This is a genomic window from Caulobacter sp. 1776 (assembly GCF_040545685.1).
Lineage (GTDB): Bacteria > Pseudomonadota > Alphaproteobacteria > Caulobacterales > Caulobacteraceae > Caulobacter.
On sequence record NZ_JBEPMI010000008.1, the window covers coordinates 338,487 to 364,016 of the forward strand.

The 25,530-nt window shown below is 67.8% G+C and carries 17 protein-coding genes; 5 read left to right on the plus strand and 12 right to left on the minus strand.

Annotated features, from left to right (window positions below; translation table 11 throughout):
* Positions 1-10 precede the first annotated feature (10 nt).
* The 3 genes from ABIC66_RS22260 to fdhD form a co-directional block, all read right to left on the minus strand.
* The gene (locus ABIC66_RS22260) at positions 11-850 is read right to left on the minus strand and encodes a GIN domain-containing protein (protein ID WP_354073222.1); all 840 of its coding nucleotides are present in this window, start codon (positions 848-850) and stop codon (positions 11-13) included.
* Between the two features lie 144 nt (positions 851-994).
* Positions 995-3,301 (minus strand): FdhF/YdeP family oxidoreductase, encoded by a 2,307-nt coding sequence (locus ABIC66_RS22265; RefSeq protein ID WP_354073224.1) that lies wholly within the window; start codon positions 3,299-3,301, stop codon positions 995-997.
* Positions 3,301-4,116 (minus strand): formate dehydrogenase accessory sulfurtransferase FdhD, encoded by an 816-nt coding sequence (gene fdhD / locus ABIC66_RS22270; RefSeq protein WP_354073226.1) that lies wholly within the window; start codon positions 4,114-4,116, stop codon positions 3,301-3,303. The genes ABIC66_RS22265 and fdhD overlap by 1 nt, the downstream gene beginning before the upstream one ends.
* A 128-nt stretch (positions 4,117-4,244) precedes the next feature.
* Between fdhD and ABIC66_RS22275 the strand changes: the two genes are divergently transcribed.
* The gene (locus ABIC66_RS22275) at positions 4,245-5,903 is read left to right on the plus strand and encodes an FAD-dependent oxidoreductase (RefSeq protein WP_354073228.1); all 1,659 of its coding nucleotides are present in this window, start codon (positions 4,245-4,247) and stop codon (positions 5,901-5,903) included.
* Between the two features lie 11 nt (positions 5,904-5,914).
* Positions 5,915-6,220 (plus strand): UBP-type zinc finger domain-containing protein, encoded by a 306-nt coding sequence (locus ABIC66_RS22280; protein ID WP_354073230.1) that lies wholly within the window; start codon positions 5,915-5,917, stop codon positions 6,218-6,220.
* A gap of 239 nt (positions 6,221-6,459) precedes the next feature.
* On the opposite strand, the gene ABIC66_RS22285 is transcribed toward ABIC66_RS22280, so the two are convergent.
* The 3 genes from ABIC66_RS22285 to ABIC66_RS22295 form a co-directional block, all read right to left on the minus strand.
* On the minus strand, positions 6,460-7,308 hold the full coding sequence (locus ABIC66_RS22285; RefSeq protein ID WP_354073231.1) for a metal-dependent hydrolase: 849 nt from the start codon (positions 7,306-7,308) through the stop codon (positions 6,460-6,462).
* A gap of 148 nt (positions 7,309-7,456) precedes the next feature.
* A complete protein-coding gene (locus tag ABIC66_RS22290; RefSeq protein WP_354073233.1) occupies positions 7,457-8,761 on the minus strand; it encodes a cytochrome P450 in 1,305 nt (434 codons plus the stop codon).
* 317 nt (positions 8,762-9,078) lie between these two features.
* Positions 9,079-9,747 carry a TetR/AcrR family transcriptional regulator gene (locus tag ABIC66_RS22295; RefSeq protein WP_354073234.1) on the minus strand — a complete coding sequence of 223 codons (669 nt, stop codon included), beginning with the start codon at positions 9,745-9,747 and terminating at the stop codon, positions 9,079-9,081.
* A gap of 364 nt (positions 9,748-10,111) precedes the next feature.
* Between ABIC66_RS22295 and ABIC66_RS22300 the strand changes: the two genes are divergently transcribed.
* Positions 10,112-11,266: an MFS transporter gene (locus ABIC66_RS22300; RefSeq protein WP_354073236.1), complete on the plus strand. Its 1,155-nt coding sequence runs from the start codon at positions 10,112-10,114 to the stop codon at positions 11,264-11,266.
* A 266-nt stretch (positions 11,267-11,532) separates the two neighbouring features.
* Entirely contained in the window at positions 11,533-13,788 is a 2,256-nt protein-coding gene (locus ABIC66_RS22305; protein WP_354073238.1) for a TonB-dependent receptor, read from the plus strand.
* Positions 13,789-13,869: 81 nt separating this feature from the next.
* Here the strand turns inward: ABIC66_RS22305 and ABIC66_RS22310 are convergent, their stop codons facing one another.
* Positions 13,870-14,523, minus strand: coding sequence for a class II aldolase/adducin family protein (locus ABIC66_RS22310; protein ID WP_354073240.1), 654 nt, complete (start codon positions 14,521-14,523; stop codon positions 13,870-13,872).
* Entirely contained in the window at positions 14,523-15,467 is a 945-nt protein-coding gene (locus ABIC66_RS22315) for a carbohydrate kinase family protein (RefSeq protein WP_354073241.1), read from the minus strand. The genes ABIC66_RS22310 and ABIC66_RS22315 overlap by 1 nt, the downstream gene beginning before the upstream one ends.
* Positions 15,468-15,549: 82 nt before the next feature.
* On the opposite strand from ABIC66_RS22315, the gene ABIC66_RS22320 reads away from it, so the two are divergent.
* Positions 15,550-16,824, plus strand: coding sequence for an aminotransferase class III-fold pyridoxal phosphate-dependent enzyme (locus ABIC66_RS22320; protein ID WP_354073243.1), 1,275 nt, complete (start codon positions 15,550-15,552; stop codon positions 16,822-16,824).
* Between the two features lie 667 nt (positions 16,825-17,491).
* On the opposite strand, the gene ABIC66_RS22325 is transcribed toward ABIC66_RS22320, so the two are convergent.
* The 4 genes from ABIC66_RS22325 to ABIC66_RS22340 form a co-directional block, all read right to left on the minus strand.
* Entirely contained in the window at positions 17,492-22,432 is a 4,941-nt protein-coding gene (locus tag ABIC66_RS22325) for an autotransporter outer membrane beta-barrel domain-containing protein (protein ID WP_354073245.1), read from the minus strand.
* 469 nt (positions 22,433-22,901) lie between these two features.
* Positions 22,902-24,446: a dienelactone hydrolase family protein gene (locus ABIC66_RS22330; protein ID WP_354073246.1), complete on the minus strand. Its 1,545-nt coding sequence runs from the start codon at positions 24,444-24,446 to the stop codon at positions 22,902-22,904.
* An 84-nt stretch (positions 24,447-24,530) separates the two neighbouring features.
* Positions 24,531-24,821 carry a YciI family protein gene (locus ABIC66_RS22335; RefSeq protein ID WP_354073248.1) on the minus strand — a complete coding sequence of 97 codons (291 nt, stop codon included), beginning with the start codon at positions 24,819-24,821 and terminating at the stop codon, positions 24,531-24,533.
* 30 nt (positions 24,822-24,851) lie between these two features.
* Positions 24,852-25,433 carry a TetR/AcrR family transcriptional regulator gene (locus tag ABIC66_RS22340; protein ID WP_354073250.1) on the minus strand — a complete coding sequence of 194 codons (582 nt, stop codon included), beginning with the start codon at positions 25,431-25,433 and terminating at the stop codon, positions 24,852-24,854.
* Positions 25,434-25,530 lie beyond the last annotated feature (97 nt).

Below are 25,530 nucleotides of genomic sequence, written 5' to 3' on the forward strand. Positions count from 1 at the left end.
GTCGGTCGGCTTACTGGCCGATGATCACGTCGCCCGAGCCCGCCACGTGCTTCTTCACCGGGCCGTTGACCTTGGCGACGCGCACATCGCCCGAGCCGGCCACGGAGACATCGACCTCGTCGGCCTCGCCGTTGAAGGTCACGTCACCCGACCCCATGACGCTGACGTCGACCATGCGGCTGCGGCCGCCCGCGACAGTGATGTTGCCCGAGCCGGCGATGTTGCCGTCCAGCTTGCCGGCGATGCTGGCGACCGAGACATCCCCCGAGCCGGCGATATTGACCTCGAGGTCGCCGCCGACGGCCTGGGTCGTGACGTCGCCCGAACCGGCGACGCTGATCTCGGCCGAGCCGGCCGAACCGGCCTTGGTGTCGCCCGAGCCGGCCTGGGCGATCTCCAGCTTGCCCTTGGTGTTGGCCACCGTCCAATCGCCGCAGCCAGCGTTGCTCAGGTTGAGGCTGTTCGAGCGACCGACGTCGCCGAACACCGCGCCGCCGGCATGGACCCTGGCGTCCAGTGGTACGCGCACGGCGATCTGCGGGAAGTTGTCGTAGGACACCTCGCCCACGCCGCGCACCCGCACCCAGACCTTGCCGTTGCGGCCATTGCAGCCGTTGATCTTGTTCATGCGCAGATTGCCGTCGACGATCACCTCGTCGCCGTTCTGGCGCACCTCCAGCGGCAGGCTGGCGTTGGTGGTCAGGACCTCGATCTTCACGTCGGTACGATTCTCGGGGATGACCACGACACGCGCGACGGCGTCCTTGATCTTGATCGAAGGAGCGGCCGAGGCGGCGCCGGCGGCGGACACGGCGGCGGCCACGAGGGCCAGGGTGGTCAGAGCGCGCATCGGTTTCTCCCGTCGGATGCGTGTAATTCGATGACGGGAAGCTAGCGATCGTTCGCCCAATCTTCGACTTAATTCGTGGTCATGACCCAGAAGTCATGGAACGGCCGTCGCGGAGCGCGGCCTGATCCAGTCCCCCAAACAGACTCATCCGGACCACGGCGCCTGATGCTTGCGTAACCGTACGGGCGCGGACTTGTAGGCCGGCGTGCCAGAGCGCTGGTCGTGGTCGTCGAGGGTAATCACGACATTGGTCTCGGGATAATAAGCCGCCAGGCAGCCGGGCGGGATGTCGCGCGCCACGACCGTGAAGGCTCGCGCCACCCGCTCGCCCGTGTCGTCGAACGCCGCCCCCAGGTCGACCAGGTCGCCTTGCGCCAGCCCCAACCGCGCCAAGTCGTCGGGATTGGCGAAGATCACGTCGCGGCGGCCGAACACGCCGCGATAGCGGTCGTTATCGCCATAGATGGTGGTGTTGTACTGGTCGTGGCTGCGCAAGGTGGTCAGGATCATCACGTCCGGATCGCCCCGGCGCGGATCGCCGGCCTTGGGCGCGTGGATGATGAAGTTGGCCTTGCCGGTCGCCGTCTTCCAGACCCGACCCGAGGGTCCGACCGGCAGGCGAAAGCCGCCGGGGACGCGGACCTTGTCGTTATAGTCCTCGAACCCGGCCGGGAAGACCCGAGCGATCAGGTCGCGCACGGCGTCGTAGTCGTCGGCCAGGCGCGGCCAGTCGATCAGCGGATCCTCGCCGAACACCGCCGTGGCGATCCCCGCCACGATGGCCGGTTCGGACAACAGGTGCTCGGATGCCGGTGGATTTAGGCCGCGCGAGGCGTGGACCATCGACATCGAGTCCTCGACCGTCACCGCCTGGCGCACGCCGGCTCGGACGTCCAGCTCGGTGCGGCCCAGGCACGGCAGCAGGATCGCGTCCTTGCCGACCAGCAGGTGGGTGCGGTTGGGCTTGGTGGCGACGTGGACGGCCAGGTCCAGCTTGCGCATGGCCGCGAAGGTCCGCACCGGATCCGGCGCGGCCACCGCGAAATTGCCGCCCAGGCCGATGAACACCTTGCTCTGGCCCTGCTCGATGGCGGCGATCGCCTCGACCACCGTGTGGCCGTGTTCGCGCGGCGGTTCGAAGCCGAAGACGTCCCGGATGGAATCCAGCATCGCCGCCGACGGCTTCTCGGCGATCCCGACCGTGCGGGCGCCCTGGACGTTGGAGTGGCCGCGCAACGGACAGATCCCCGCCCCCGGCCGACCGATATTGCCTTTCAGCAGCAGCAGGTTGACCAGCTGCTGCACCGCGCCCGAGCTGTCGCGGTGCTGGGTCAAGCCCATGCCGTAGCAGAGGATCGCCGCCTTGGCCTTGGCGTAAATCGCCGCCGCCTCCTCGATCCTCGCCCGCGGCAGGCCGCAGCCAGCCTCGATGGTCGCCCAGTCCTGGGCCTCGACCGAGGCGGCCAGCGCTTCGAAGCCGGCGGTGTGCTCTTCTATGAATGCGCGATCCAGTATGCCGCCGTCGCGGGCCTCCATGGCCAGCAGCGCCTTCATCATCCCCTGCACGAATAGGGCGTCGCCGCCGATGGTCAGCTGGAAATAGGCCGAGGCGATCGGGGTCGAGGTCAGGGTCGCCATCTCGACCGGATCCTGCGGCGAGGCGAACTTTTCCAGCGCCCGCTCCTTCAGCGGATTGAAGGCCAGTATCGTCGCCCCGCGCCGGCTGGCGTCGCGCAGGGTGGCCATCATCCGGGGATGGTTGGTCCCCGGATTGTGCCCGAAGCACAGGATCAGGTCGGCGTGGTCGAAGTCCTCCAGCGTCACCGAGCCCTTGCCCAGGCCGATCGAGTCCGGCAGGCCGACACTGGTTGGCTCGTGGCACATGTTCGAGCAGTCGGGGAAATTGTTGGTCCCGAACCGCCGCGCCATCAGTTGGTAGAGAAAGGCCGCCTCGTTGCTGGCTCGGCCCGAGGCGTAGAACTCCGCCTGGTTCGGATCGTCCAGCGCCTTCAGCCCCGCCGCCGTCCGGGCGAAGGCCTCGTCCCAGGCGATGGCCTTGTAGCGATCGTCGGCCGGGTCGTAGGCCATCGGCTCGGTCAACCGGCCCAGGTCCTCGATCGCGTGATCGGTCCAGGTCAGCAGCTCGCTGACCGTATGCCGGGCGAAGACCTCGGGCGTGGCGCGCTTGGTCGTCGCCTCCCAGGCCACAGCCTTGGCGCCATTCTCGCAGAACTCGAACGAGCTGGTGTGCTTGGGATCGGGCCAGGCGCAGCCGGGGCAGTCGAAGCCCTCCGGCTGGTTGGCCCGCATTAGGGTCTTGCCGCCCTCGACGATCGTCTCTTGATCGGCCAGGGCGCCGGCCACGGCCTTCAGCGCGCCCCAGCCGCCGGCGGGTTGGTGATAGGGGCGGACACCGGGAACCTTGTCGCCAGGAATTTTCGCGTCGGACATCAGGCCGGCTCCAGCTCGGATTCCAGAAGACGCTCGCCGCCGGCGAACACCGCGTGGCCATCGGCGCGGGCCAGGGCGACCAAGGTCAGGTTGGCTTCCTCGGCCTTGGCGATGGCCAACTCGGTCGGCGCCGAGACCGCGACCAGGATCGGGCAGCCCATCCGCGCGGCCTTCTCGACCATCTCGAACGAGCAGCGGCTGGTGACGACGACGAAACCCGCCACCGCGTCGATCCCTTCGCGGGCCAGGGCGCCGGCCAGCTTGTCGAGCGCGTTGTGACGACCGACGTCCTCCCGAACTTGGACCAGTTGGCCATCCGCGTCGAAGAACGCCGCCGCGTGGGTGGCGCGGGTCAGGTGGCCCAGGGCCTGCCGGGCTTCCAGCGCCGCCAGGGCGCGCGGGATCGCCTCATGGCGGATGCGCGCTCCCGCGCCCAGCACCGGAAGGGGCCGCACCGCGTCGGCCAGGCGCTGCACGCCGCAGAGGCCACAGCTGGAACGGCCTTCCAGATTGCGCGGCCGGGCCCGTTTCGGCGTCGCGCGAGGCGCCAGGCGGACATCGACCAGGATCCCCTGCTCTTCTTCCTTGCTGGTGATCTCGAGCACGTCGCCGGCCGTGGCGATGGCCTCGGTGATCACGAAGCCCAAGGCCAGCTCCTCCAGGTGCTCGGGCGTGGCCATCAGCACCGTATGCGGACGGCCATCGAACGACAGGCCCACGGCGATCTCGCGCGGCAGGTCCCGCGCGAAGGATTCCGGGGAACGCCCGGCGCGCCATTGCACGGCGGGGCGGCGAGAAGCGGGGGAACGCGACATGACCGCGAGTCTACTCCGCGGGCGCCTGGCGGTACAGTCGACGCCAGCGATGACGCGACGGCGGAAATGTTCAAATCCGTCATCGTTCGGCGGATGACCGCGACGCGATCCTGGCGCAATCTAGGGGCATGGCAGGCACAACCTTCGACACCCGACGCGCCCAGATGTTCCCCCGGCTGGAGCCGGCCGAGATCGACCGCCTGCGCCGGTTCGGCCAGGTCATCCGCGCCGAGGCCGGCGCGGCCCTCGCCACGTCCGGTGTTCCCTCCCCCGGCCTGTTCGTGGTTCTGGCGGGCCGGGTGGCGATCAGCCGCCGCGACGCCCACCATGACAGCCAGCCGATCGTCGAGCACGCCGCCGGCCAGTTCATCGGCGAGATCGCCCAGCTGTCGGGCCGCCCGTCCCTGGTCGACGTCACCGCCCTGACCGAGGTCGAGGCCCTGCTGATCGCGCCCGAACGCCTGCGCGCCGTGCTGGTCGCCGAGGCCGAGCTGGGCGAGCGGATCATGCGCGCCCTGATCCTGCGCCGGGTCAGCCTGATCGAGACCGGGGCCGGCGGGCCGATCATCGTCGGCCGCGCCGCCGACGCCGAGGTCATCCGTCTGTCCGGCTTCCTGGCTCGCAACGGCCATCCCTATCAGCATCTCGATCCCGACGAGATGGACTGCGCCAAGGTGCTGATCCAGCGCTTCGAGGTCGACGAGAGCGAGCTGCCGATCGTCCTGTGCCCGGACGGCGCCCTGCTGCGCCAGCCGACCAATCATCAGCTGGGCCGCTGCATCGGCCTGGTGGGCCCGATCGACGCCAGCCGGATCTATGACGTGGCCGTGGTCGGGGCCGGTCCGGCGGGTCTGGCCACCGCCGTTTATGCGGCCTCCGAAGGCCTGTCGGTGCTGGTTCTCGACAGCCGCGCGTTCGGCGGCCAGGCCGGGGCCTCGGCGCGGATCGAGAACTATCTGGGCTTTCCCACCGGGATCACCGGCATGGCCCTGATGGGCCGCGCCTACGGCCAGGCTCAGAAGTTCGGCGCCGAACTGGCCATTCCCGACGAGGTCTCGTCCCTCATCTGCGAAGACGACGGCGCGCACCGCTATCGCCTCAGCCTGGCCAGTGGCGAGACCGCGCAGGCCAAGACCGTGGTCATCGCCAGCGGGGCCCGCTACCGCCGGCTGGAGGTCGAGAACCTGGACCGCTTCGAAGGCGCCTGCGTCCACTATTGGGCCTCGCCGCTGGAAGCCAAGCTGTGCGCCGGCCAGGAGGTCGCGCTGGTCGGGGCCGGCAATTCGGCGGGTCAAGCGGCGGTCTATCTGGCCAGCCAGGTCAAGAAGGTCTGGATGATCGTGCGCGGCGAAAGCCTGGCGGCGACCATGTCGCGCTACCTGATCGACCGCATCGAAAGCACGCCCAACATCCAGGTCGTGGTCAGAAGCCAAGTCACCGATCTCGAGGGCGAGGCTCCTGAGGGAAAGGGCGGCCAGCTGTCGGCGATCCGCTGGCGCGGCCCTGACGGGCTGGAGACCACCCAGGCGATCAGCCACCTCTTTCTGTTCATCGGCGCCGCGCCCAACACCGCCTGGCTGACCCATTGCCATGTCGAGCTCGACAACCACGGCTTCGTCCGCACGGGCGCCGACCTCGCCCCCGGGCATCCGCTGCTGCAGACCAGCCGCAAGGGCGTGTTCGCGATCGGCGACGTCCGCGCCGGCTCGGTCAAGCGCGTGGCCGCCGCGGTCGGCGAAGGCGCCCAGGCCGTGGCCGCTATCCACGCCTATCTGGCCGACGCGTAAGGACTAGAGTCATGAGCTGCATGCACGGCGACGCCATCCACATGGTCACGCCTTCCGCCAAGGGCTGCGAGGAGTGCCTGAAGACCGGCGGCTGGTGGGTGCACCTGCGCCTCTGCCGGACCTGCGGCCATGTCGGCTGCTGCGACGACAGCCCCTCCAAGCACGCCACCGCCCATTTCCGCGCGACCAAGCACCCGATCATCGAGGGCTATGATCCGCCGGAGGGCTGGGGCTGGTGCTTCATCGACGAAGAGTTCGTCGAACTGCCGGACCAGACGGCGCAGGTCGGGCCGATCCCGCGGTTCGTGGAGGGCTAAGCACGCGGCCGCGCCCTTCCGCCGTTGGGACCGGCGTCAATTTTGGATCGACTCACCCGTCGTGGAGATAACAGCGTCTGCCTTGAGCGGCCATATTGCGCGCCACTCCCGGCGCGACCTCAAGTCGAGCCGCGCGAACGGGCGGACGTTCGACGGGCCGCCTGCCCACTAGGTGAAGATTGAGCCATCGGGCTCCCACCGCGCCTCATGGCCTCCCTGTCCGAGCGCCCGCGCCGCGATCAGGTCAGCGCGGCTTCGTCCAGCTTCAGCGACCGCTCGATCTTTTTGGCGAGCTTGCGGTCGTCATGAGCCCAGGGATGGAAGCCGGGCAGGTAATAGGCCAGGTACGGCAGGAGGACTTGCCGCAGCATGCCAGGCTTTAAGAACAGGAAGACCGCCAGCTTCCGCCAGGTCTTGGGCGTGTCGATATTGTCCTGCTGCAGGAGCAGGTGAAGGTCGCGGGTGCGTTCCTTGCGGAAGTCGTTCGTCGCCTGCCACATCACCATCACCCGGAAGAGCCAACGCTTGAACGGCGATAGATCGCGCGTGACATACATGAAGGTGTCGAACGCCACGCCCTTGTGTTCGATCTCCTCCACCGCATGCCATTGCCACAGGCGACGGACCTCGGCCGGCGCGCCGGCCAGGTGGCGCTCGTCGGCCAGCAGGGCATGAGCGAACATCGCGGTAAAGTGCTCGAGGGCCGCAGTGGCCGCCAGGTTAACTTCCGGTTCCAGGTCGCGGCCGCGACGGGCGTCCTCGCGGTTCAGCGACTCGATCTCCTTGGTCTCGTAACCCGCGTCATGCACCTGACGATTGAAGGCGATGTGCTCGCGCGAGTGATAGGCCTCTTGCTGGGCGAAGTCGGCGACCTGGCTGCGTAGCGGCTCGGGCAGCTCGTTCAGATAGTGCCGGACGCTCTGGACAAAGTAACCCTCGCCCGCCGGAAAGCTCAGGGACAGGGAGTTATAGAAGGCCGTCGCGACGGGATCGCCGTTCATCCACCATCGCGGATGAGACTGGCCCCGCCCGAAGGCGACGTTGCGTGGCGTGATGTGAAGGTCCGCCGGAGCGGTATATGCGATCATCGGCATCTCCATCGGTTGGAGAACCGTGTCACGCAGTTAAGGTAGTTTCAACTATTAAATGACGCATACGTCATCTTCAGCGAACCCTCCGGATCCGACATCGGCCCCAGGATGGATAGCCAGGCCGACGCCTTTCCGGTCGGCCTGCCTATTTTTCCAGAATTACGGGCAGATGCCTAAGCTGGGACATCGCGTGATTGCCGATCCAGTCGTCGATGTCGCCGGCTGCCCGGATCGTGATCCTCCGCTCGATCAGCGCCTCCACCAAGCTCTTGGCCACTAGGCTGGCCACGAAGCGTCCCGGACAGATGTGGGCGCCGCCACCGAAGGTTGTCGCACCCTGCTGGGGCCTGGCGAGGTCGAACCTCTCCGGATCGGGAAAAGCGGCGGGATCGCGATTGGCGGCCGCCCACATCATCTGGACGCGCGTGCCGGCGGGGATAATCATGCCGTCATATTCAAGGTCGGCGCTGACGATGCGGTTGAGATGAATGACCGGCGCCTCCAGTCGCAAACACTCGGCCACGGCGGTCGCGGCCTTCTCCGGCTCGGCGCGCAACTGGGTCATGACCTCGGGATGGTCCAAAAGGGTGCGGATCGTGTTGGTGATAGCCAGGGCTGCGGTGTGGAAACCGTCGAACAGATTGCCCGCCAGGAAGGCGCCCGCGCTCTTCGGGACGAAACCGCCGTAGTCAAGGTCGTCGGCGTAGTCGATCGCCGCCAGATCCCGGGCGATGTTCGAGACGAAAGGACAGCCGCCCGCGCTCAGGGACCGCTGGCTCGCCGTTTCGAGGAAGTTTCGATAGGCCTTGGCGGCGGCGTCCGCTTCGCAGATTCCCTCCCACTCCATCTGCAGGAAAAGCATCGGGGTCATCTTCCGCGCCTGTACGGCCGCGCTCAAAGCCTCCTCGTCGGTCATGCCGATCAGCGCCCCCCAATAGAGGCCGATCAGCGGTTCGGCGATCTGCTCGACGAGATCGATGTCAACGCCCAGGGGCAGGCTGTCCAAAACCTTAAGGGCGATCTCGCGGGTGGCGTCGCCACGAGCGGCGGTCGGCTTGGGGCCGATCTGATCGAGCAGCACCCGTCGAAGAGTCGCGTTGAGCATCCCGTTGGCGCTGAAGAGCTGGTTCTTGATCAGGTCGGCGATGGCGTAGCCGACCGGCTTTTCGTCGGGTAACTCAGCGGTCAGGACGCCGGGAAAGAGCTGGTTGGGCGCCAACGAGGCCAAGTCCGGCTTGGCGGCCATGGACCGAAGATCGGCGTGGCGAAAGACCGCGAGCGCGCCGCTCTCGCTGCGCAGGAACCGCGGCGCTCCGGGCTCGAACGCCCGCTTGCAGAACTGGCGGAAGGCTACCCTCCCCCCATCGTACCCATACGCCGCAAGCGTGGGCAGCGCCGCGACGTCCAAGGTCGTGGGGCGGTCGGCAAACGCTTCACCCGACATCATCATCTCCCTTTTCGCACGCCAGGAATTCGTCTTCCGGCCGCCTGCGCGCCGATGGCTCCGTCACACGCTATCAGTAGTAATAGCTACTTCAATGACCTTCATGTCCGACGGATCGAGTGAACTGCGCGACCGGCAAATCGAAGGAAAGGCTCCAATGTGGCGCAAGGAGAGCGTGAGGGCGGCCCAGGACAGGCCATAATGCTGCCCTCAGCCAGTTAAGTAGCATTTACTAGTTTTTTGTATTCTTAAGGAGGACACTCATAAGCGTCCATCGCACGACAGGCGGCTGTGACACCCATCTGGGCGCGGCTCGGCAGCGGCTAGCGCGGCACCAGATGCTGGTAGTAGAGCGCGCTCATCCAGGCCGACTCGGCGATCACCCGATCAACGTCGAGCGAGGGATCCTCCAGCAGCATTTCGATGACGCCGTAGCCGACCTCCTCGGAAAGCCGCACGGCGGCCTCCAGTTGCGCGGCGCTGACCCGCGGGAAGAGCTCGGCGAGAATCTTCATCTGGTGGGCGACCACCTTTTCCCGAGACTCGATCCGCACCTGCTGCAGCACGGGCACGGCGCGGATCGCGCGTAAGATCGACATGCCGCCGGGTTGACTGCGCGTGACCCGAAGAAGTTCGGTGCGCAGTTCGATGCCCTTGGTCACGGCCTCTTCGAGCGTCCGGGCCGCCGCATCGCCGCGATCGAGCCAGGCGAGGAACACCTCGTCCTGGGCATCCATCAGCCGTCGGGCCAGCTCGGCCAGCAAGGCGTACTTGTTGGGGAAGTAGCGGTAGAGCGCCGGCGGCGTCAGGCCTGCGCGCTCGCAGACCAGATTGGTGGTGAGCCGCTCAAAGCCCACCTCGGCCAAGAGCTCACCGGCGGTGACCAAGATCGCCTCGAACGTGGTCTTGCCCTTGCGACGCGAGGGGGTCGACTTCGTTTCCAGGTCAGGTGCGGCGGTGATCACGGCGCGTTCAGGGCTTTGCTTGACCATCTCGTCTCCAGGCCGTCGGTCTCTTTCAAGCGCATACTCGCCAAAAACAGGTTCTGGAAGAGCAAGGGCCGCTCAAGCCCATCGCACTTTGAGAAGGATCCGCCTGGCTCCTCGACCTACGGCTTCTTCGCCGTTCTGCGTAGCGCCCAAGCACACGGCATTTTGACGGGCGAACGGGTGAGCCGTCAAACACGGCTTGCCAGGCGCTACCGACCGTGTAGCAGTAGCAAATACTATCGTCGACCTTTCAGTCGTCCAGGGCCAGTCCATCAGGCCGTGGCGCGCCGGAACGGGGCGCGCGGAAGAGATGGGTGGGAAGATGGAGGCGAGCGCTCGCCCCGCCCTTACAGCAGGGGGACTGTCCATGGACGCGATACTTGCACCAGAACCGAGCCAAACGTCCGACAAACTCCTGACACTGACCGCCGCGCTCGGCCTGGGCTGTTTGGCGCTGCTGATGCTAGGGGTCCAGCCCTTGGTCCTTGGCGCGCTCGTCACCGCCGGACGTCTCGACGTTCACCTGCTGGCTCAGGCCGCCACGATCGAGATGTTGGCCTTGGGTATCGTTTCCAGCGTCCTTGGCGCGGTCGCACCTCATCGGCATCTGACGGCCTGGGGCCTTGGAGGCTGCGCGCTCTTCGTCGCCAGCAACCTCGCCTGCATGGAGGCCTCGGGCTTTGGTCTGGTGGCCTTACGCGGGCTCGCGGGCGCGGCCGGCGGCGCGCTGGTCTGGATCGCGGCCGGAGTGATCGGACGCAGCCGGTCGGCCTTGCGTCTCTCCGCGATTTTTGCGGGCGCTCAAGCCCTAACCCAGGCCGGGCTGGCCGCCCTCATATCGCTTGCAGCCCCCGCTCTGGGCGCGAGCGCCGGCTTTGCCTTGCTGGCGCTTCTAGGCGTGCTGTCGGCCGCCTTTGTCGTGGCCATCCCGCGCGCGCTGTCGGAGCTTCCGGCGCCCGAGGAAGGCCATGCGCGCCTGAGCCCGCCGGGACTTCTGGGCCTAGCCGGCGCCTTCTTCCTGATGGCCGGCATTGTCGGCGTCTGGGTGTTTGTCGAGCAGATCGCCACACAACACGGCGTAAGCGGCTCGGCCGTTTCGCTGGCTGTCGCCCTTTCCTTGGTCATGCAGATCGCCGGCGCGGCCTTCATTACCTGGATCGGACCGCGCGCCCGGCCCCAGATCGCCCTACCTCTGATCTGCGCGGCCTATATCGCATGCTTGACGGTCATGGGCCTGACGCCCAGCCACAACCTCTTTGTCGGTGCGATCCTGGCCTTTGGGTTCTTGTGGACCATGAGCTTGCCGCTTTTCCTGCCGCTGCTGATCGGTGTCGATCCGACGCGACGCTCGGCAATGCTCCTGGCAGGAGCCCAACTCCTGGGCGGCAGCGGCGGACCGCTGTTGACGGGCCTGCTCGTCACCGGCCCGGATTTGCAGCCGGTCCTGGGCTACGGCGCCGCGCTTTTCGTTGCTTCGGCGGCGCTCGTCGGCTTGGCCTGGGTGGCTCGCCCCAAGGCCTGACGCATCCGCGCCGCGGGCCCATTCCCCCCGGCGGGCGGCTCCGGCCGCCCCATCCTTTCGCGCGCCTTGAGCGCCCCTGGCGCCTCCCCACCTCGCGTCCCGACGACCGTTTTCGCGCCACCAGAGCCGCCCAACGGGGCGCCCGCGCGGCCTGCCATTAGTGAAAGCGCTAGGAACTTGCATCTAGCCCCCTTGCATTGAGATAGTTTTTATTATCGCATTGGACCGACCGGTCGAAGCACTGGATCACAATGGGGAGTGAGGAAATGAAGGCGAAGTTTTTCGCTGGATGCGCCGCGCTGGCGCTTTCGGCTGGCGTGGCCCAAGCCCAGACGTCCGCTCCGACGCAGGACAGTACGGCGATCGCCGAGATCGTCGTCACCGCCCAAAAGCGCTCCGAAAACCTGCAGGACGTGCCCGTCTCGGTCACCGCCCTGACCGCCGACACCCTGGCCGCGCGCGGCGTCAACAACGTCCTGGCCTTGAACAACATGGCGCCGGGCATGCGGATCAGCGCCAACGACGCGGCCGCCAATCCCAAGATCTACATTCGGGGCGTCGGTCTCAGCGATTTCAACCCCAACGCCTCCAGCGGCGTCGGCGTCTATGTCGACGGGGTCTATATCGGCTCCCCCCTGGCACAGATGGCCGGCTTCTACGACCTGGCCCAGGTCGAGGTGCTGCGCGGTCCGCAAGGCACGCTCTACGGCCGCAACACCAACGGCGGCGCGATCAACATCACCACCAAGCGCCCGACCCAGAGCTTCACCGCCGACGCCTCGGTGGAGTACGCCACCTTCAACGCCGTCACCGCCGAAGCGGCCGTGGGCGGTCCGATCATCGCCGACAAGCTGGCCTTCCGCGCCGCCGGCCAGTGGGTCAAGGATGATGGCTACACCTACAACCGGGTGACCGGAAATAATCTCAACGCCGCCAACCACTGGGCCGGCCGCCTGTCGCTGCTCTACACGCCGACCGACAATTTCGAAATGCTGACCCAGGTCAATCGCTACGTGAACCGGGGCGACGCCATCGCCCCGCAGCACCGCGCCCTCTTCCCGTCGACGGCCGCCGCGACCGGTCCGAACGGCCTGTGCGCGCCCAACGCCTATGCCAGCGGGGCCTGCGCGGACCTCCTCGGCTATGCCGACACCGACAATAACAGCCGCGCCCTCGACGCCAACCTGGAGGGCAAGGACAAGGTCGACCTGTTCGGGGCCTCCAACCAGGCGACCTGGTCATTCAAGGGCATGCAGCTGATCTCGGTCACGGCCTGGCAGTGGGCTCACCGCAACGACATGGAGAACACCGACGGCAGCCCGGCCCAAATGCTGGAGATCAACTACCGGTCCCGCCAGCACCAGTTCACCCAGGAGCTGCGACTGCAATCCGACAATCCGTCCGGCCGCGTGAACTGGGTGATCGGCGGCTACTTCATGGACGAAACCGTCCAGGACAACACCCGCCAGGACACGCTGCGCGACCTGCGCCCGCTGTTCATCACTCCCGACAACCCCACTGGCCTCAGCCCGGCCGACAGCGTCGCGGTGTTCGGCTGGCCCTACACCCAGAAGACCAAGGGCTACGCGGTCTTCGGCCAGGCCGACTACAAGTTCACCGACAAGCTGACCGGCACGGTCGGCCTGCGCTGGTCGGCCGACGACAAGCACATGAACTACAAGAGCCAGATCGAGGACGGCCTGATCGTCCTTTTGACCTCCGACCAGAAGAAGACCTTCTCGGCCTGGTCCGGACGGCTGGGCCTGCGCTATGAACTGACCGATGGCGCCAATGTATACGCCACCTACAACCGCGGCTATAAGAGCGGCGGCTTCTTCGGCGGCCTGGCCACCACGCCGGAAGAAGTCGAGCCCTACGCCAACGAGACCCTGGACGCCTACGAAGTCGGCATGAAGTCCGAGTTCCTCGACCGCAGGGTGCGGCTGAACGTGTCGGGCTTCTACTACGACTACAAGAACCAGCAGGTCTTCGCCCAGGCGCTACGCAACGGCCTGACCGTCCTGGTGTTGGACAACGCCGCCAACTCCAAGGTCTACGGCGGCGAGGCCGAGATTACCGCCCGACCGATCCAGCCCCTGACGATCACCGCCGGCGTCTCGCTACTGCACGCCAAATACGGCGACTATTTCAGCGAGGGCCAGGACTTCACCGGCAACTGGCTGCCCCAGTCGCCGAAGGTGACGTTCAACACGTCCGCCACCTATGTGGCCCCGCTGCCCAACGGCGCGTCGATCGTCGCAAATGTCGACGCCAACTATTCGTCGAAGGTCTATTTCGACAACTCCAACGCCGAGCGCCTGTCGCAGGACGCGGTGTGGACTGCTGGCGCCCAGGTCAGCTGGCGCTCGCCCGACCAGAAGATCGAGGCCGGCGCCTTCGCGCGGAACCTGTTCGACAAGACCTATGTCGTGTCGATCTCCAACATCGACAGCCTAGGCGAGGACCTGCTCAGCATGAACCGACCGCGCAGCCTGGGCGTCTTCCTGCGGTATCACTATTGAGCCAGAGGCCCGGGAGATTCCGCGGACCTCCCGGGCTTTTTCTTCTCTGACGGATCGCCGCTTCGGCGGGGCGCCGCCCGCTTAGCGTTTTTGGCCGTAGGACCTGAAGCGATCTAGGATGGTGTTCATCTCCTCGTCGGCCAGCAGTGTTGGCCCGCCGATTGTCAGGGTCCCCCAATAGACCGCCGCCTGCTCCTCGATCTCCTCGGCGATGGCCAGGGCGTAGTCGAAGTTCGGCGCGGCGACGATTTGACCATGATTAGCCATCAGGGCGGCGTAGCGGCCGTCCAAGGTCTCAACCACGGCCTCGGCCAGGGCTTCCGACCCGAAGGTGGCGTAAGGCGCGATCGGCACGCTCGCTCCGCCGCCCACGGCGACCATGTAATGCATGGCCGGGATCGGCTTGTTCGCGCAGGCCAGGATCGTGGCGTAGCGCGAGTGGCAGTGGACCACGGCCCCGACGTCGGACCGGCGCGCCAGGATCCCTTGGTGCATCCGCCATTCGCTGGACGGTTTCAGGGAGCCGGGCGCCATCGAACCATCCGGCTGGACTAACACCATGTGTTCGGCCATCAACCGCCCGGCGGGGATGCCGGTGGGCGTCACCAGCATCGCCTCGCCGCAGCGGGCCGAGACATTACCTGAGGTGCCGCGGTTGAGGCCGCGCTCGTCCATCGCCCGCATGACCTCGGCCATGCGCTGGCGCAGCGCGCCTTCATCGTTGCTTGCGTTCATCAGCTAGCCTCGTTCAGGGACATGTGGCGCATGGCGGCTTCGGTCGCTTCGAAGCTCTCCAGCTTGCCGGTGGTGGCCAGCCCCTGGGCGACCAGGGCGGCCGTGGCGGTGGCGAAGCGGGCGGCGTCCAGCGGCGGCCAGCCCCGATCCAGCGCGGCGATGAAGCCAGCGCAGTACGAGTCGCCGCAGCTGGTCGTGTCGACCGGCTTGATCTCGTAGGCTGGCAAGGTCGTTCTCACGCCGTCCAGCACGACGATCGAGCCCCGTGCGCCGTTCTTGATAATGCAGCCGCCGGCGCCCAACTCGCGGAACACATCGGCGGCGGCGAAGAGGTCGTCCTGGCCGGTCAGGAACTGGGCTTCGGCGGCGCTGGGCAGGAAGTAGTCCACATAGGGTAAGAGCCGCTTCAGCTCATCCACCGCCGAGGCCTGGGGCGAGATCAGATCGCAGGTCACGATCGTCCCGGCCTCGCGCGCCGCCTTGACGAGATCCGCTCCCGGTCCGCCATCCATTCGGGGCCCGCCGATCCCGGCATAGTGCAGAAAGCGCGCGGAGGTCGCCGCCTCCAGCGCAGCAGGCGTGGCAGCGGCCAGCATGCCCGCGCCCAAGGCGTGGAAGTTCGGCCGCCGCCCCGCCGAGTCCACCGCCAGCACGGTCGTCGAGCTGGGCAGGCCCGGCAGGGTCTCCAGCGCCGTCAGGTCCACGCCGGCCTCGTCCAGCGCCAAACGGATGAAGCGGCCAATCAGGTCGTCGCCGACCGCCGAGGCCAGCTTGACCGACATGCCCAGCCTGGCGGCGACCAGGGCCGCCCCCGCCGCCGTCCCTGCCGGTGCGCAGGCTATGCCTTCGATCAGGGTTGTCCCCTCACCCTGCGGCAAGGCGTCGATCGCCCGCGCCACCACGTCCAGAGTCGTCAAGCCTATGCATGCCAAGCCGGTCTTCATGCCGTTCCTCCTGCTCATTGACAGCCACTATGCCTCAGTCATTATGATAGTCAAAACTATCTTATTGACGGAGCGCTCAGACATGACCTGGACCAACAGCAAGGACGCCGCACTGCGCGAGCGCGCCATGGCCGTGATCCCTAACGGCATGTATGGCCACCAGTCGGTCATGCTGTTGCCCGACGACTATCCGCAGTTCTTCGACCGCGCCGAGGGGGCCTATCTGTGGGACACCGATGGCAACCGATATCTCGACTTCCTATGCGGCTACGGCCCTAACCTGTTCGGCTATGGCCACGCCGCCATCGATCAGGCCTATGTCGACCAGATGAAGCGCGGCGACACCATGACCGGCCCCGGCCCGGCGATGGTCGAGCTGGCCGAAGCCCTGACCGCCCAGGTCAGGCACGCCGACTGGGCGATGTTCTGCAAGAACGGCACCGACGCCACGACCATGGCGATGATGGTCGCCCGCAACTTCACCCAGAAGAAGACCATCGTCCTGGCCAAGGGCGCCTATCACGGGGCCCAGCCCTGGTGTACGCCGCTGAAGAACGGCACCACGCCGTCCGATCGCGCCAACCAGGTGTTCTACGCGTACAACGACGTCGAAAGCCTGGAGGCCGCCGTGCGCGAGGCCGGCTCGGACCTGGCGGCGATCTTCGCCTCGCCGATCAAGCACGACGCCTTCGTCGACCAGGAACTACCCAACCCGGAATACGCCCGGCGAGCCCGCGAACTCTGCGACGAGCACGGCGCCCTGCTGATCGTCGACGACGTTCGCGCCGGTTTCCGCCTGGCCCGCGACTGCAGCTGGTCCCTGGTCGGGGTGAAGCCGGACCTGTCGACCTGGGGCAAGGCGATCGCCAATGGCCACCCCATTTCGGCTCTCCTGGGCGCCGACATCGCCCGTTTCGCGGCGGCGACCATCTACGCCACCGGCTCGTTCTGGTTCTCGGCCGCGCCGATGGCCGCCTCGCTGGCCACCCTGAAGCTGGTCCGCGAGACCGATTATCTGGAGCGTACCGTCGCTCTAGGGGAACGCCTGCGCACGGGTCTGGACGAGGTCGCCGGCCGCCACGGCTTTGGCCTACGCCAGACGGGCCCGGCCCAGTTGCCGCTGATCATGGTCGACGACGATCCGACCGGGGCCAAGGGCTACTTCTGGAATAACGCTCTGCTCAAGCGCGGCGTCTATTTCCACCCCTGGCACAACATGTTCATGACCACGGCCATGACCGACGCCGACATCGACCACGCCATCGAGGCCGCCGACGACAGCTTCAAGCTGCTCAAGGCCGCCGGCCCGCTGGAGCCCGTGGCCAAGCTGGAGTTCCTGCACTCAGTGGCCAACTAGCTGTCGAAGCTATGGAGGTTGTTCACCCGGCGGCGGGCTTGAACGAAGCTGGGGTTGCGACGCTCCACTTCCAGAGCCGAGAGCCCCCGATGCACATCCATCGGAAGGCCCGTCTGACGCCGCGGGGTCGAGCGTCGATGATTGGTCGGGTCGAACAGGACGACTACTCGGTGGCCGCTTCGGGATTTCGCGTCGTACGGTCGGCAAGTGTGGACCTCGGATATTCGCGGCTTGGCGACGAAAGGCCGATAGTGCTGCGATCCGAGCAAGACCCGGTGGCGCGCACGTCGGAGGGTGAGATGCCGATAGCGGCCAGCCTCGCTGGCGCGGTGCGTGCGACGGAGCCGACGGCCATCGCCTCGCTCGTGGTTCGATACGCGGGCGCCGATGCTAGGATTGGTCCTTCCCCGCCGTCGCCTCCAGGCCCTGGCGTGGCGCCCTTCCGAGCCTATCGGCTGGTGCGGCCACCCAGCGCCGCGGCCTGGAGACCAATACCGCCCCATAGCGGACCTTTATCCCTCCTCCAGTACGTGTAGCGCGCCTTGCAACAGGGCGTGGGCGACCTGCTGCAAGGCGAAAACCAATCGGCGTGGATTGCCTTGATCTCGGTGCGGATCGGACCCGCGAGGATGCTCCGCAAAACGGGGGCTTCGCCCGGATTGGAGGTCTAGAACCGCACGCGGAAGCCCACGTTTCCCGTGAGATCGTAGCTGTCGCCCGGGCTGGACAGCGCGGTGTCGGCCGAGGCCTCGCCGTAGACCGCGTAGCGTCCGCCGCCCCAGGCGTAGGTCCCACCGGCCGCCAGCCCACCCCAGGTCCGTTCCCCTCGGCTGGCGAGACGAGCCCCCGAGACGTCGACCCGCGAACCGTCGCCGAACGCCTGGCGGAGGTTCACGACTCCGTAGACGCGGCCCGCGCCGCCGGCGTCCGCCGCCGTCCAGGTACGATCCAGCGCCAGGCCCAAGCGCCCGACAAGGCTGTCGGCCTCGTCCAAGGACACCGCCGCCCCGAAGGAGTCGGCGAAGCGGTCGAAGTCCGCCATGGCGTAGGTCAGCTGCGCCTGCGGCGTGAGGCTGAACCGGCCCGCGGCGATGGACCAGCCCGCCTCGATCGAGGCGGCATAGCCCTTGCCGTCAGCCCCTTTGGCCCGCTCGCCAAGCAGCCGCGAGCTGAGGTCGCTGTCGAACCAGCTCGCCTGGCCCTGGGCGTCGAGATAGGGCCCGCTGTCCGCCGTCCAGGTCAAGGTCGCGCCGACGCCATAGCCCTTGGTGTCGATGTCCCCGCCGCCGGATCGCGCCTTCACCTTGGCCGAAGCCTCGCCGTAATGGGCTGTCAGACCGCCGACCAGCCGCCCGCCCTCCAGGTCCGCGGCCAGCGGCAGATCGATCCCGAACTGCAGCTTCCAGCGGTCGATCGAGAGGTTGGATCCCGTGGTTGTCACGGTCGGCTCGAAGCGCGTGTGGCCGCCCTCCTGCCGGCCCCAGACGCCGACGCCCGCCTCGCCCGCCCACTGTCGCGCCCCCGTGCGCTGACGCATCGCGCCCAGATCGTTCAGCGCTTGGAGGACCTGCGGATAGGCCTCGTAGATCGGCGCGCCCGGCTGGTAGAGCGTCACCGGCGTGGCCCCGGCCGGCTGGCCGGGCGGGTCGCTCACGCGCGAGCGGAGCCGCCAGTCGCCGCCGACGTCCTTACGCAGCACATAGGCGTAGGCGCCGGCCACCAGAGCGTTTTCGCCGGCCAGCCGGATGTCCCCTCCGGCCAGGACGAATGCGCCGTCCGAGGGGCCGTCCACCTGCACCAGCAGGATCCCGTCCGACGTCGCCGCCCCGAGGCCGCCCAGGCGCTTGAGGTCGACCAGCGTGGTCCCCGAGGTCGCGCCCCGCACCACCAGCCGATCGGCCGCCGAGGCGTCGCCGGCCAGTTCGACCTCCATCTCCAGCACGCCACCCTGGCCCGCATAGGCGCCGGCGATGCTCAGCGTCCCGACGCCCAGGCCGGGCGCGACGATCCCCTGGTTGGCCAAGGCGCCCACCTGTCCGGTCCCTGTCAACCGTCCGCCCGCGAGGACCGTGACGGTTCCGCCCAGGGCCCCGGTCACCGACAGGGTCCCGCCGCGAACGCTGGTCCGTCCCGCGAAGGCCGAGCTGTCCGCGGTCAGGGTCGTCACGCCCGAACCGATCTGCAGAAGGGTTCCTTGGCCCGAGATCACGCCTTCAAATCGCGCCGAGTCGGAACGGTTGAACGCCAGCACGCCGTTGTCGACCACGTCGCCCGCGAGCGCACCGGTTTGGCCGCCGTCGCCGAGTTGCAGCGCGCCGCCGTCGATCACCGTGCCGCCGGCGTAGCTGTTGGCGCCGGTCAGGATCAGGGTTCCGGCGTCGGTCTTGCGGAGTTGGCCCGGGCCGGTGAGTTCCGCGGCGATCGTCGCGACGAAGGCCGCGCCCTCGCTCGTACCGTCGCCCACGCGGATGACCGCCTCGCCCGCGTCCAGCCGCACGGCGCCGCCCTCCAGGCGGTAGCCGTTCGCGGCGAATTGCAGACCGCTGACGTGGATGGCCCCATCGGTCTCATCCACGATCACCTTGCCTGGCGTCGCCGCGAAGATTGCGAAGTTCCCGGCGGTGAAGGCCCCGTTCCGATCGCCTGCGGCGGTCGTCCAGTTGGCCGTCGAGGCGCGCCACATACCCGCGCCGCCGCTGACCGTTCCGTTCGCGCCGCCGTCGGCGGCGTCCCAGAAGTTGAAGGTCGGCGGCGGAGGTGGCGGCGGTGGCGGTGGTGGTGGCGGTGGCGGTGGCGGAGGCGGCGGTGGTGGCGGTGGAGGCGGTGGCGGTGGCGGCGGTGGAGGCGGTGGCGCGACCGGGCACAGCGCGGGATCGTCCGCTATCGATCCGTCGGAGCATGGGTATTCCGGCGGTGGCGGTGGCGGCAGTACGGTGTTGATCAGGTTCACTTGGCCGGCGATCGCGGTCTGGATCGTGTTCGTCCCCGACCCCGCCAGGGCGCCCAGCGCCAGGCCGTTGTCGGTGAACGCGCCGGTATAGTTGATCAGCCGATAGAGCCCGGGGCCATAGGTCCCGCCGCTCGACTGGGTGACGTTGAGCGTGCCGTCCAAGGTGAGGCCGCCATTGACCACCAGCAGGTCGTTCAGCGCTCCGCCCGGCGTCCCGGCCTGGCCCAGGCGATAGTTGAGGCGCGCGCCGGCGTTCAGCGTGACGGCGCCGTCGATGGTCAGGGTCCCCGGTCCCGTCAGGCCGCCCGGCGTCAGGGTCCCGTCGACCGTGAGGGCGCCGCCCAGCCGACCCGTCCCGCCTAGGGTTCCGTTGGCGCCGACCATGTTGGCCGCCGCGCCCGTCTGGACGCCATTGACTAGCAGCCGGCCGGCCGAAACCTGGGTTCCCCCCGAATAGGTGTTGGCGCCCGTCAGCACCAGCGTGCCCAGGTCGGTCTTGGCCAGCTTGGCCGTCCCGCTCAGCACGGCGTCGATCGCGGCCGTGGAGCCGACGCCGTCGGCGGTCCCGTCGCCCACGCGGACCGTGGCCGTCGCGCCGGTCAGCGTCAGAGGCCCGCCGCCCAGGCTGTAGCCGCCGACGGCGAACTGCAGGCCGCCCACGCGCACGGCGCCGGCGCCGTTGCTGACGGTCACCAGGCCTGGCGCCCCGGCGAAGACCACGAAGGAGTCCGGGACGTAGGCCGCATTCACCGCGCCGGTCTCGATCGTCCAGTTCGTGCTGGCCGCCGTCCACGCGCCCGCGCCGCCGTCCAGAGCGTTGTTGTTCGCGCGGCCAGCGCCGTCGCCGTCCCAGAAGTTGACGGTGAAGCCGGCGGTGTTGATCAGGTTGACCTGGCCGGCGATCGCGGTCTGCACGCTCACGGTCGCCCCGGCGGGGACGGTCCCGACCGCCAGGCCGTTATTGGTCAGCGCGCCGCCATAGCCGATCACCCGATAGAGGCCGGCGTCGAACACGCCGCCCGCGGTGGTGGTGACGTTGATCGTCCCGTCCAGCGTCAGCGCGCCGCCCACCTTGACCAGGTCGTTCAGCGGTCCGCCCACCACGTTCGACTGACCGAACTCGAAGTCCAGCAGCGAGGCCGGCGCCAGGGTCAGGTTCCCGGCGATCGTCAGGGTCCCGGGGCTGTTGCCCGGCGCCAGCACGCCGTTCGTCACCGCGACGTTGCCGCCGATCGTCCCCGAACCGCCCAGCACGCCGCCGTTGTTCACCGCGACAGCGCTGGTCGCGCCGCCCAGGGTCCCGTCCACGTGCAGCGTCCCGCCCGAGACGGTGGTCGTTCCGGCGAAGCCCGAACTGCTCCCGGTCAGGTGGGTGACGCCCGCCACCTGGTTGATGGCGCCCGCGCCGCTGACCGGCGTGGCGAAGATGTAGTTCACGCCGGTGTGGTTGAAGTTGAGCCGCCCGGTCCCGGGCCCGAAGGCCAGGCTGGCCGTCCCGAGCGAGCCGGCCGCCGCCGCCGCGTTGCCTTCGGCCCCGCCGATGTTGAGCACGCCGGTGCTTCCGGCCGCATTGGCCAGGGTGAACAGGCCGCCGGCGTTCAGCGCGCCGCCGTCGGCCAGCGTCACGAACGCCACGCCGGTACCCGCCTGGCCCAGCGTGACCGCCCCCGTCGTGGTGACGCTGGAGCCCGCGCCCGAGATCAGCAGGTTGGCGGTTCCGGCCGAGCCCAGTCGCAGCAGCGGCGTCGTCACCTTGGCCCCGTTCAAGACATTCAACTGGCCCTTGTAAAAATCGATCCGGGTGTTCGCGCTCAAACTCGAACCGGCGTCGGTGATCTGCACGGTAGAGGGCGTCGAGGTCGTCGCGGCGAGATTTCCCACCTGGAGCACCGCCATAGCCGAGGTCGCGCCGTTGGCGATGGTCAGCAAGCCCCGGGTGGTGCTCGTGCTGATGCCGACGGCGAGGCCTCCGTCAAGGTCCAGGCGCGACCCCACGCCCGTGACGGTGAGGCTGCCCTGCGCGCCGGTCCCGCTGCCGACGTTGCTGGAAACCCCGCCCCCGGTCAGGTGGAGCACGCCGCCGTTGCTCACGGTCACCGTGGAGACGCCGCTGGCGGCGTCGGCGATGCGGATTGGCCCGGTCGTCAACACGCTGCCCGCGCCGTCCACGACGACATCGGAGGTCGCGCCGGTGATCCGGGTGGTGGTGGTGGAGAGAGCCGTCAGTTTGGCGCCGTTCTCGACCCGCAGCGTGGCGCCGGTCACGGTGAGGTCGCCGCCTAGGTTGCTGGTGGTCCCGGAGAAGCCGACCGTACCACCGCCGCTCATCGACAGCGCGCCGGAGTCGTTGAACACGGCCCCGCTCAGCACGTGGCCCGCGGTTCCGACCGTGATCGGCTTGGTCGCGGCCGGCAGCAGGGCGGGACTCGTGATCGCGATGTCCGCGGTCAGGTCGATGGTCGCGTTGGCATCGACATCGGCGTTCGCCGCGGTGATGGCCGCGCGCAGCTGCGCCTCCGTGCCGGCGGTATAGCTCCCCGCCGACGCCGCCTCGGGCCATATGCACGCCGCGGCCAGGGCGAAGGCGGAGGCGGTGATCCATAGGCCAGGGTTCCGTCCCGCACGCGACGGCCGGTGAACGCTGCTGATGTACGACATTGACGCGCCCTTACTGGGATCGGGCGGAAAGCGCCGACCGTCCCGAAACTGAAACCAAAGGGCCGCGGTCAGTCGTTCGCGCCACCGGAGGCTCTCGCCCCGGGTCTGGTTCGAAACGTTCTCGAAGTTGCCCCTACGGAAGGCAACCTCGATTGGATTGGTAAAGCTTCAACTAAGGCGCGAGAATGTATAGAAAGATTTACAATTACCGCGAGAGTTGATCATCGACCTGACGATCTCACGAACCGCTGTGTCGCTCGGGATCTGGCGGAGGTGGGGGTTTGGGCTGGACAACCGCTACCCTCACGGTGGGAAGCCTGGGGTACTTGACCGCGAGACTTCCCTAAATCTTACAAGACCGGAGCGCGCCAACATCGGACCTTGGCGCGTCCCCGCGAACTCGACCTTAAGAACGCTGATCTGGCCGGCGCCGATCGCCTCGGGCGCCGGCTCGCGGCCGAACAATCAACTAGGGCTCCGCGCCCAGGGCCTTCAACTGCGCCGCGCCGTTGGCGTTCTTAGGGTTCAGGACCAAGGATTGACGATAGGCCGCGATCGCCAGCGCCTTGTCGCCGTTGGCGGCGTAGGCTTCACCCAGGCTGTCGAAGGCGTTCCAGCTGTCGGGATGCAGGTCCGCGGCTAGTTTCAGGACGCCTACCGCCATGCGGGTGTCGCCAGCGGCCAGCCGCTGGTAGCCCCAACGGTTCAGCTCCGGCTCGGCGATCTCGAAGTCCGGGTCGCGGGCTTTGAACCCCTGATAGGTCGCGAGCGCCTTGTCGAAGCCGACGCGGTTCAGCTCGGCGGCGAACGCCGCGCGGGTCGGCGGCGCGCCCGCGGATTTGGTCATGTCGACCGCCAGCAGGTGGCGCGGCGCGCCCGTCTTGGCGACCGGCGTCTCGAGGAAGGCGCGGCTGGCGGCGTCGCCTTTCAGATAGGCGTCCAGGAAGCGGCGGACATAGGTCTCCACCCAGGCGTTGGCGACCGACAGCTCGCCCTGGTCGTAGGCGCCATAGCCGCTGTCGGGCATCAGCCGCTGGCTGAACATCACCGAGAAGTTGGCATGGACATAGGGATATACGGTGACCTTGTAGAGGTCGGCGTACTTCATCTTGGCCAGGAAGCTCTGGTCCCGGTTGACGTCGGCGGCCGTCTCCTCGACCGATTTGGGCGCGGCGGCCATGTACAGCATCGGCGCGGTGATCCGCGCGGGAGTCAGGTATTGGGACTGCTTGACGATGTTGGGCCAATAGCGCACCGAACCGTCCAGCGTGACCAGGGCCCGGATCCGGCTGTCCTTGGCGGCGGCCATGGCGTTGGCCAGACCGCCCCAGCTGTAGCCGGCGACGGCCAGCCGGCCGACATCGGCCTGGGGCAGGCCGTGGGCGTAGCCGATCAGGAATTCGATATCGTCCACCTGGGTCTCGACGCCTTCCAGGTCGGTGGTCATGCCCCGCGAGGCTTGGCCCAAGCTGGGGCTGGCGATGACCAGATAGCCCTGGCTGGCCAGATACTCACACAGGTCGGCGTTCTCATAGGCTTCGGCGTTGAAGCTCGGCGCATAGATCACGACCGGAAACTTGCCGGACGCCGGCGCGGCGTCGCGGCGGGCCAGCATCGGCGCGGCCAGCTCGGCCTTGGCCCGCTCCGGCGGAAGCGTGACGACCGCGGCGGTGGCGAACTTGGCCTGCATCGCGGCGCGTTCGGCCGCCGGGTGTTCGAAATCGTCGGCCGTGACGCCGAGTTTGACATAGTCGCCCACCGTCAGGCCTTGGCCAGAGCCCTTCGCCGCCGGATACCAGATCAGGGTCTGGATCGGTCGCGCCCGCTCACCGGCGTTCGGCTTGCCCGTCTCGACGTCGGTCTCGCCGCGATAGCCGCGCGAGAAATCGTACTGCTCGACGACCCGCAGACCGACGGCGTGCGGACCGGGCGCGTTGTGGCGGGTGAAGTTGGAGGCGGCGAACGCCCCCGACGGCGCGACGACCAGCGCCAGAAGCACGAGAACCAAACGCATAGCTTCACCCTCCGAAAGCCGCGTGCCCTGGAGCCCTTCGCGTCACGACACAACTGAAAGTTTTGTAATCTAGACCCGAAGCCGCTAGGCGACGCCCTTCAGGAAGGCCAGGCGTTCGTCCGTCCGGCCCGGGGCGACCTCCTCGATCTCGACCGTCACGACGCCCTCGCGAACGAACGGATCGTCCTGCACGCGCTTTTCGAGCGCGGTCGGATCGCCGCCCCGGGCGACGATCATGCCGCCCGCGCCCGAGCGAAGGCTCCCGACCAGCACGAACACCCCGTCTTCGAACCCCTGGCCGATCCAGGCGTTGTGGCCTTCCATGAGGGACGGCGCGCGGCTCTTGTCGGCGAAGCGCAGGGTGATCACGAACATCGGCGTTCCTTGAAACTGTGGGACATGAGCTCACGGGGCGACGGGCGCCTGAGCGGCGAGCCAGGTCTTCAGGTCGTCGACCTCCCGGCGGACGAAGTCCTCGTCCTTGAACGTGGCGGCCAGCGTCGCCACGCCCTGACTGCGCATCAGGACATGCATGGCGAGCGCGTCAGCGTCCTCGGATCGGCCGAGCGCCTCGAACTGACGCCTCAGCCAATCCCGGAAGAGCCCGAAAAGGCCCACGCTGGCTGGGGCGGCAGCGTGACCGAGCCTGGAAAGTTCGACGCAAAGCGTTCCGATTGGGCACCCGTACGCCATGATCTTCGTCTGGTTGACGAGAAGGATCTCGATGAACCGACTGATGCGATCGGCGGGCTGACCGCCTTCCCAGGCGCGGATCATCGCCGACCTGTCGACCAGACGGCGCTCGATGACCGCTTCGAGAATCTCGTCCTTGGTCTTGAAGTGATAATAGAAGTTTCCTCTTGAGAGGCCTGTTACCGAGGAGATATCGCCGAACGACGTGGCCTCGAAGCCGCGCTCGTAAAAGAGACGGTCCGCGGCTTCGACGATCTGCCCTCGCGTGTCTGCGGCTGACATCTGAAATTCCATTCCGCGACCGCTCTAGGACAATTGACCTAGATTGTCCATGCCGATTTTCAGCCCTGTGGATGCTCATATTGGATGGTGAAAATTAAGCGTCCTCAGC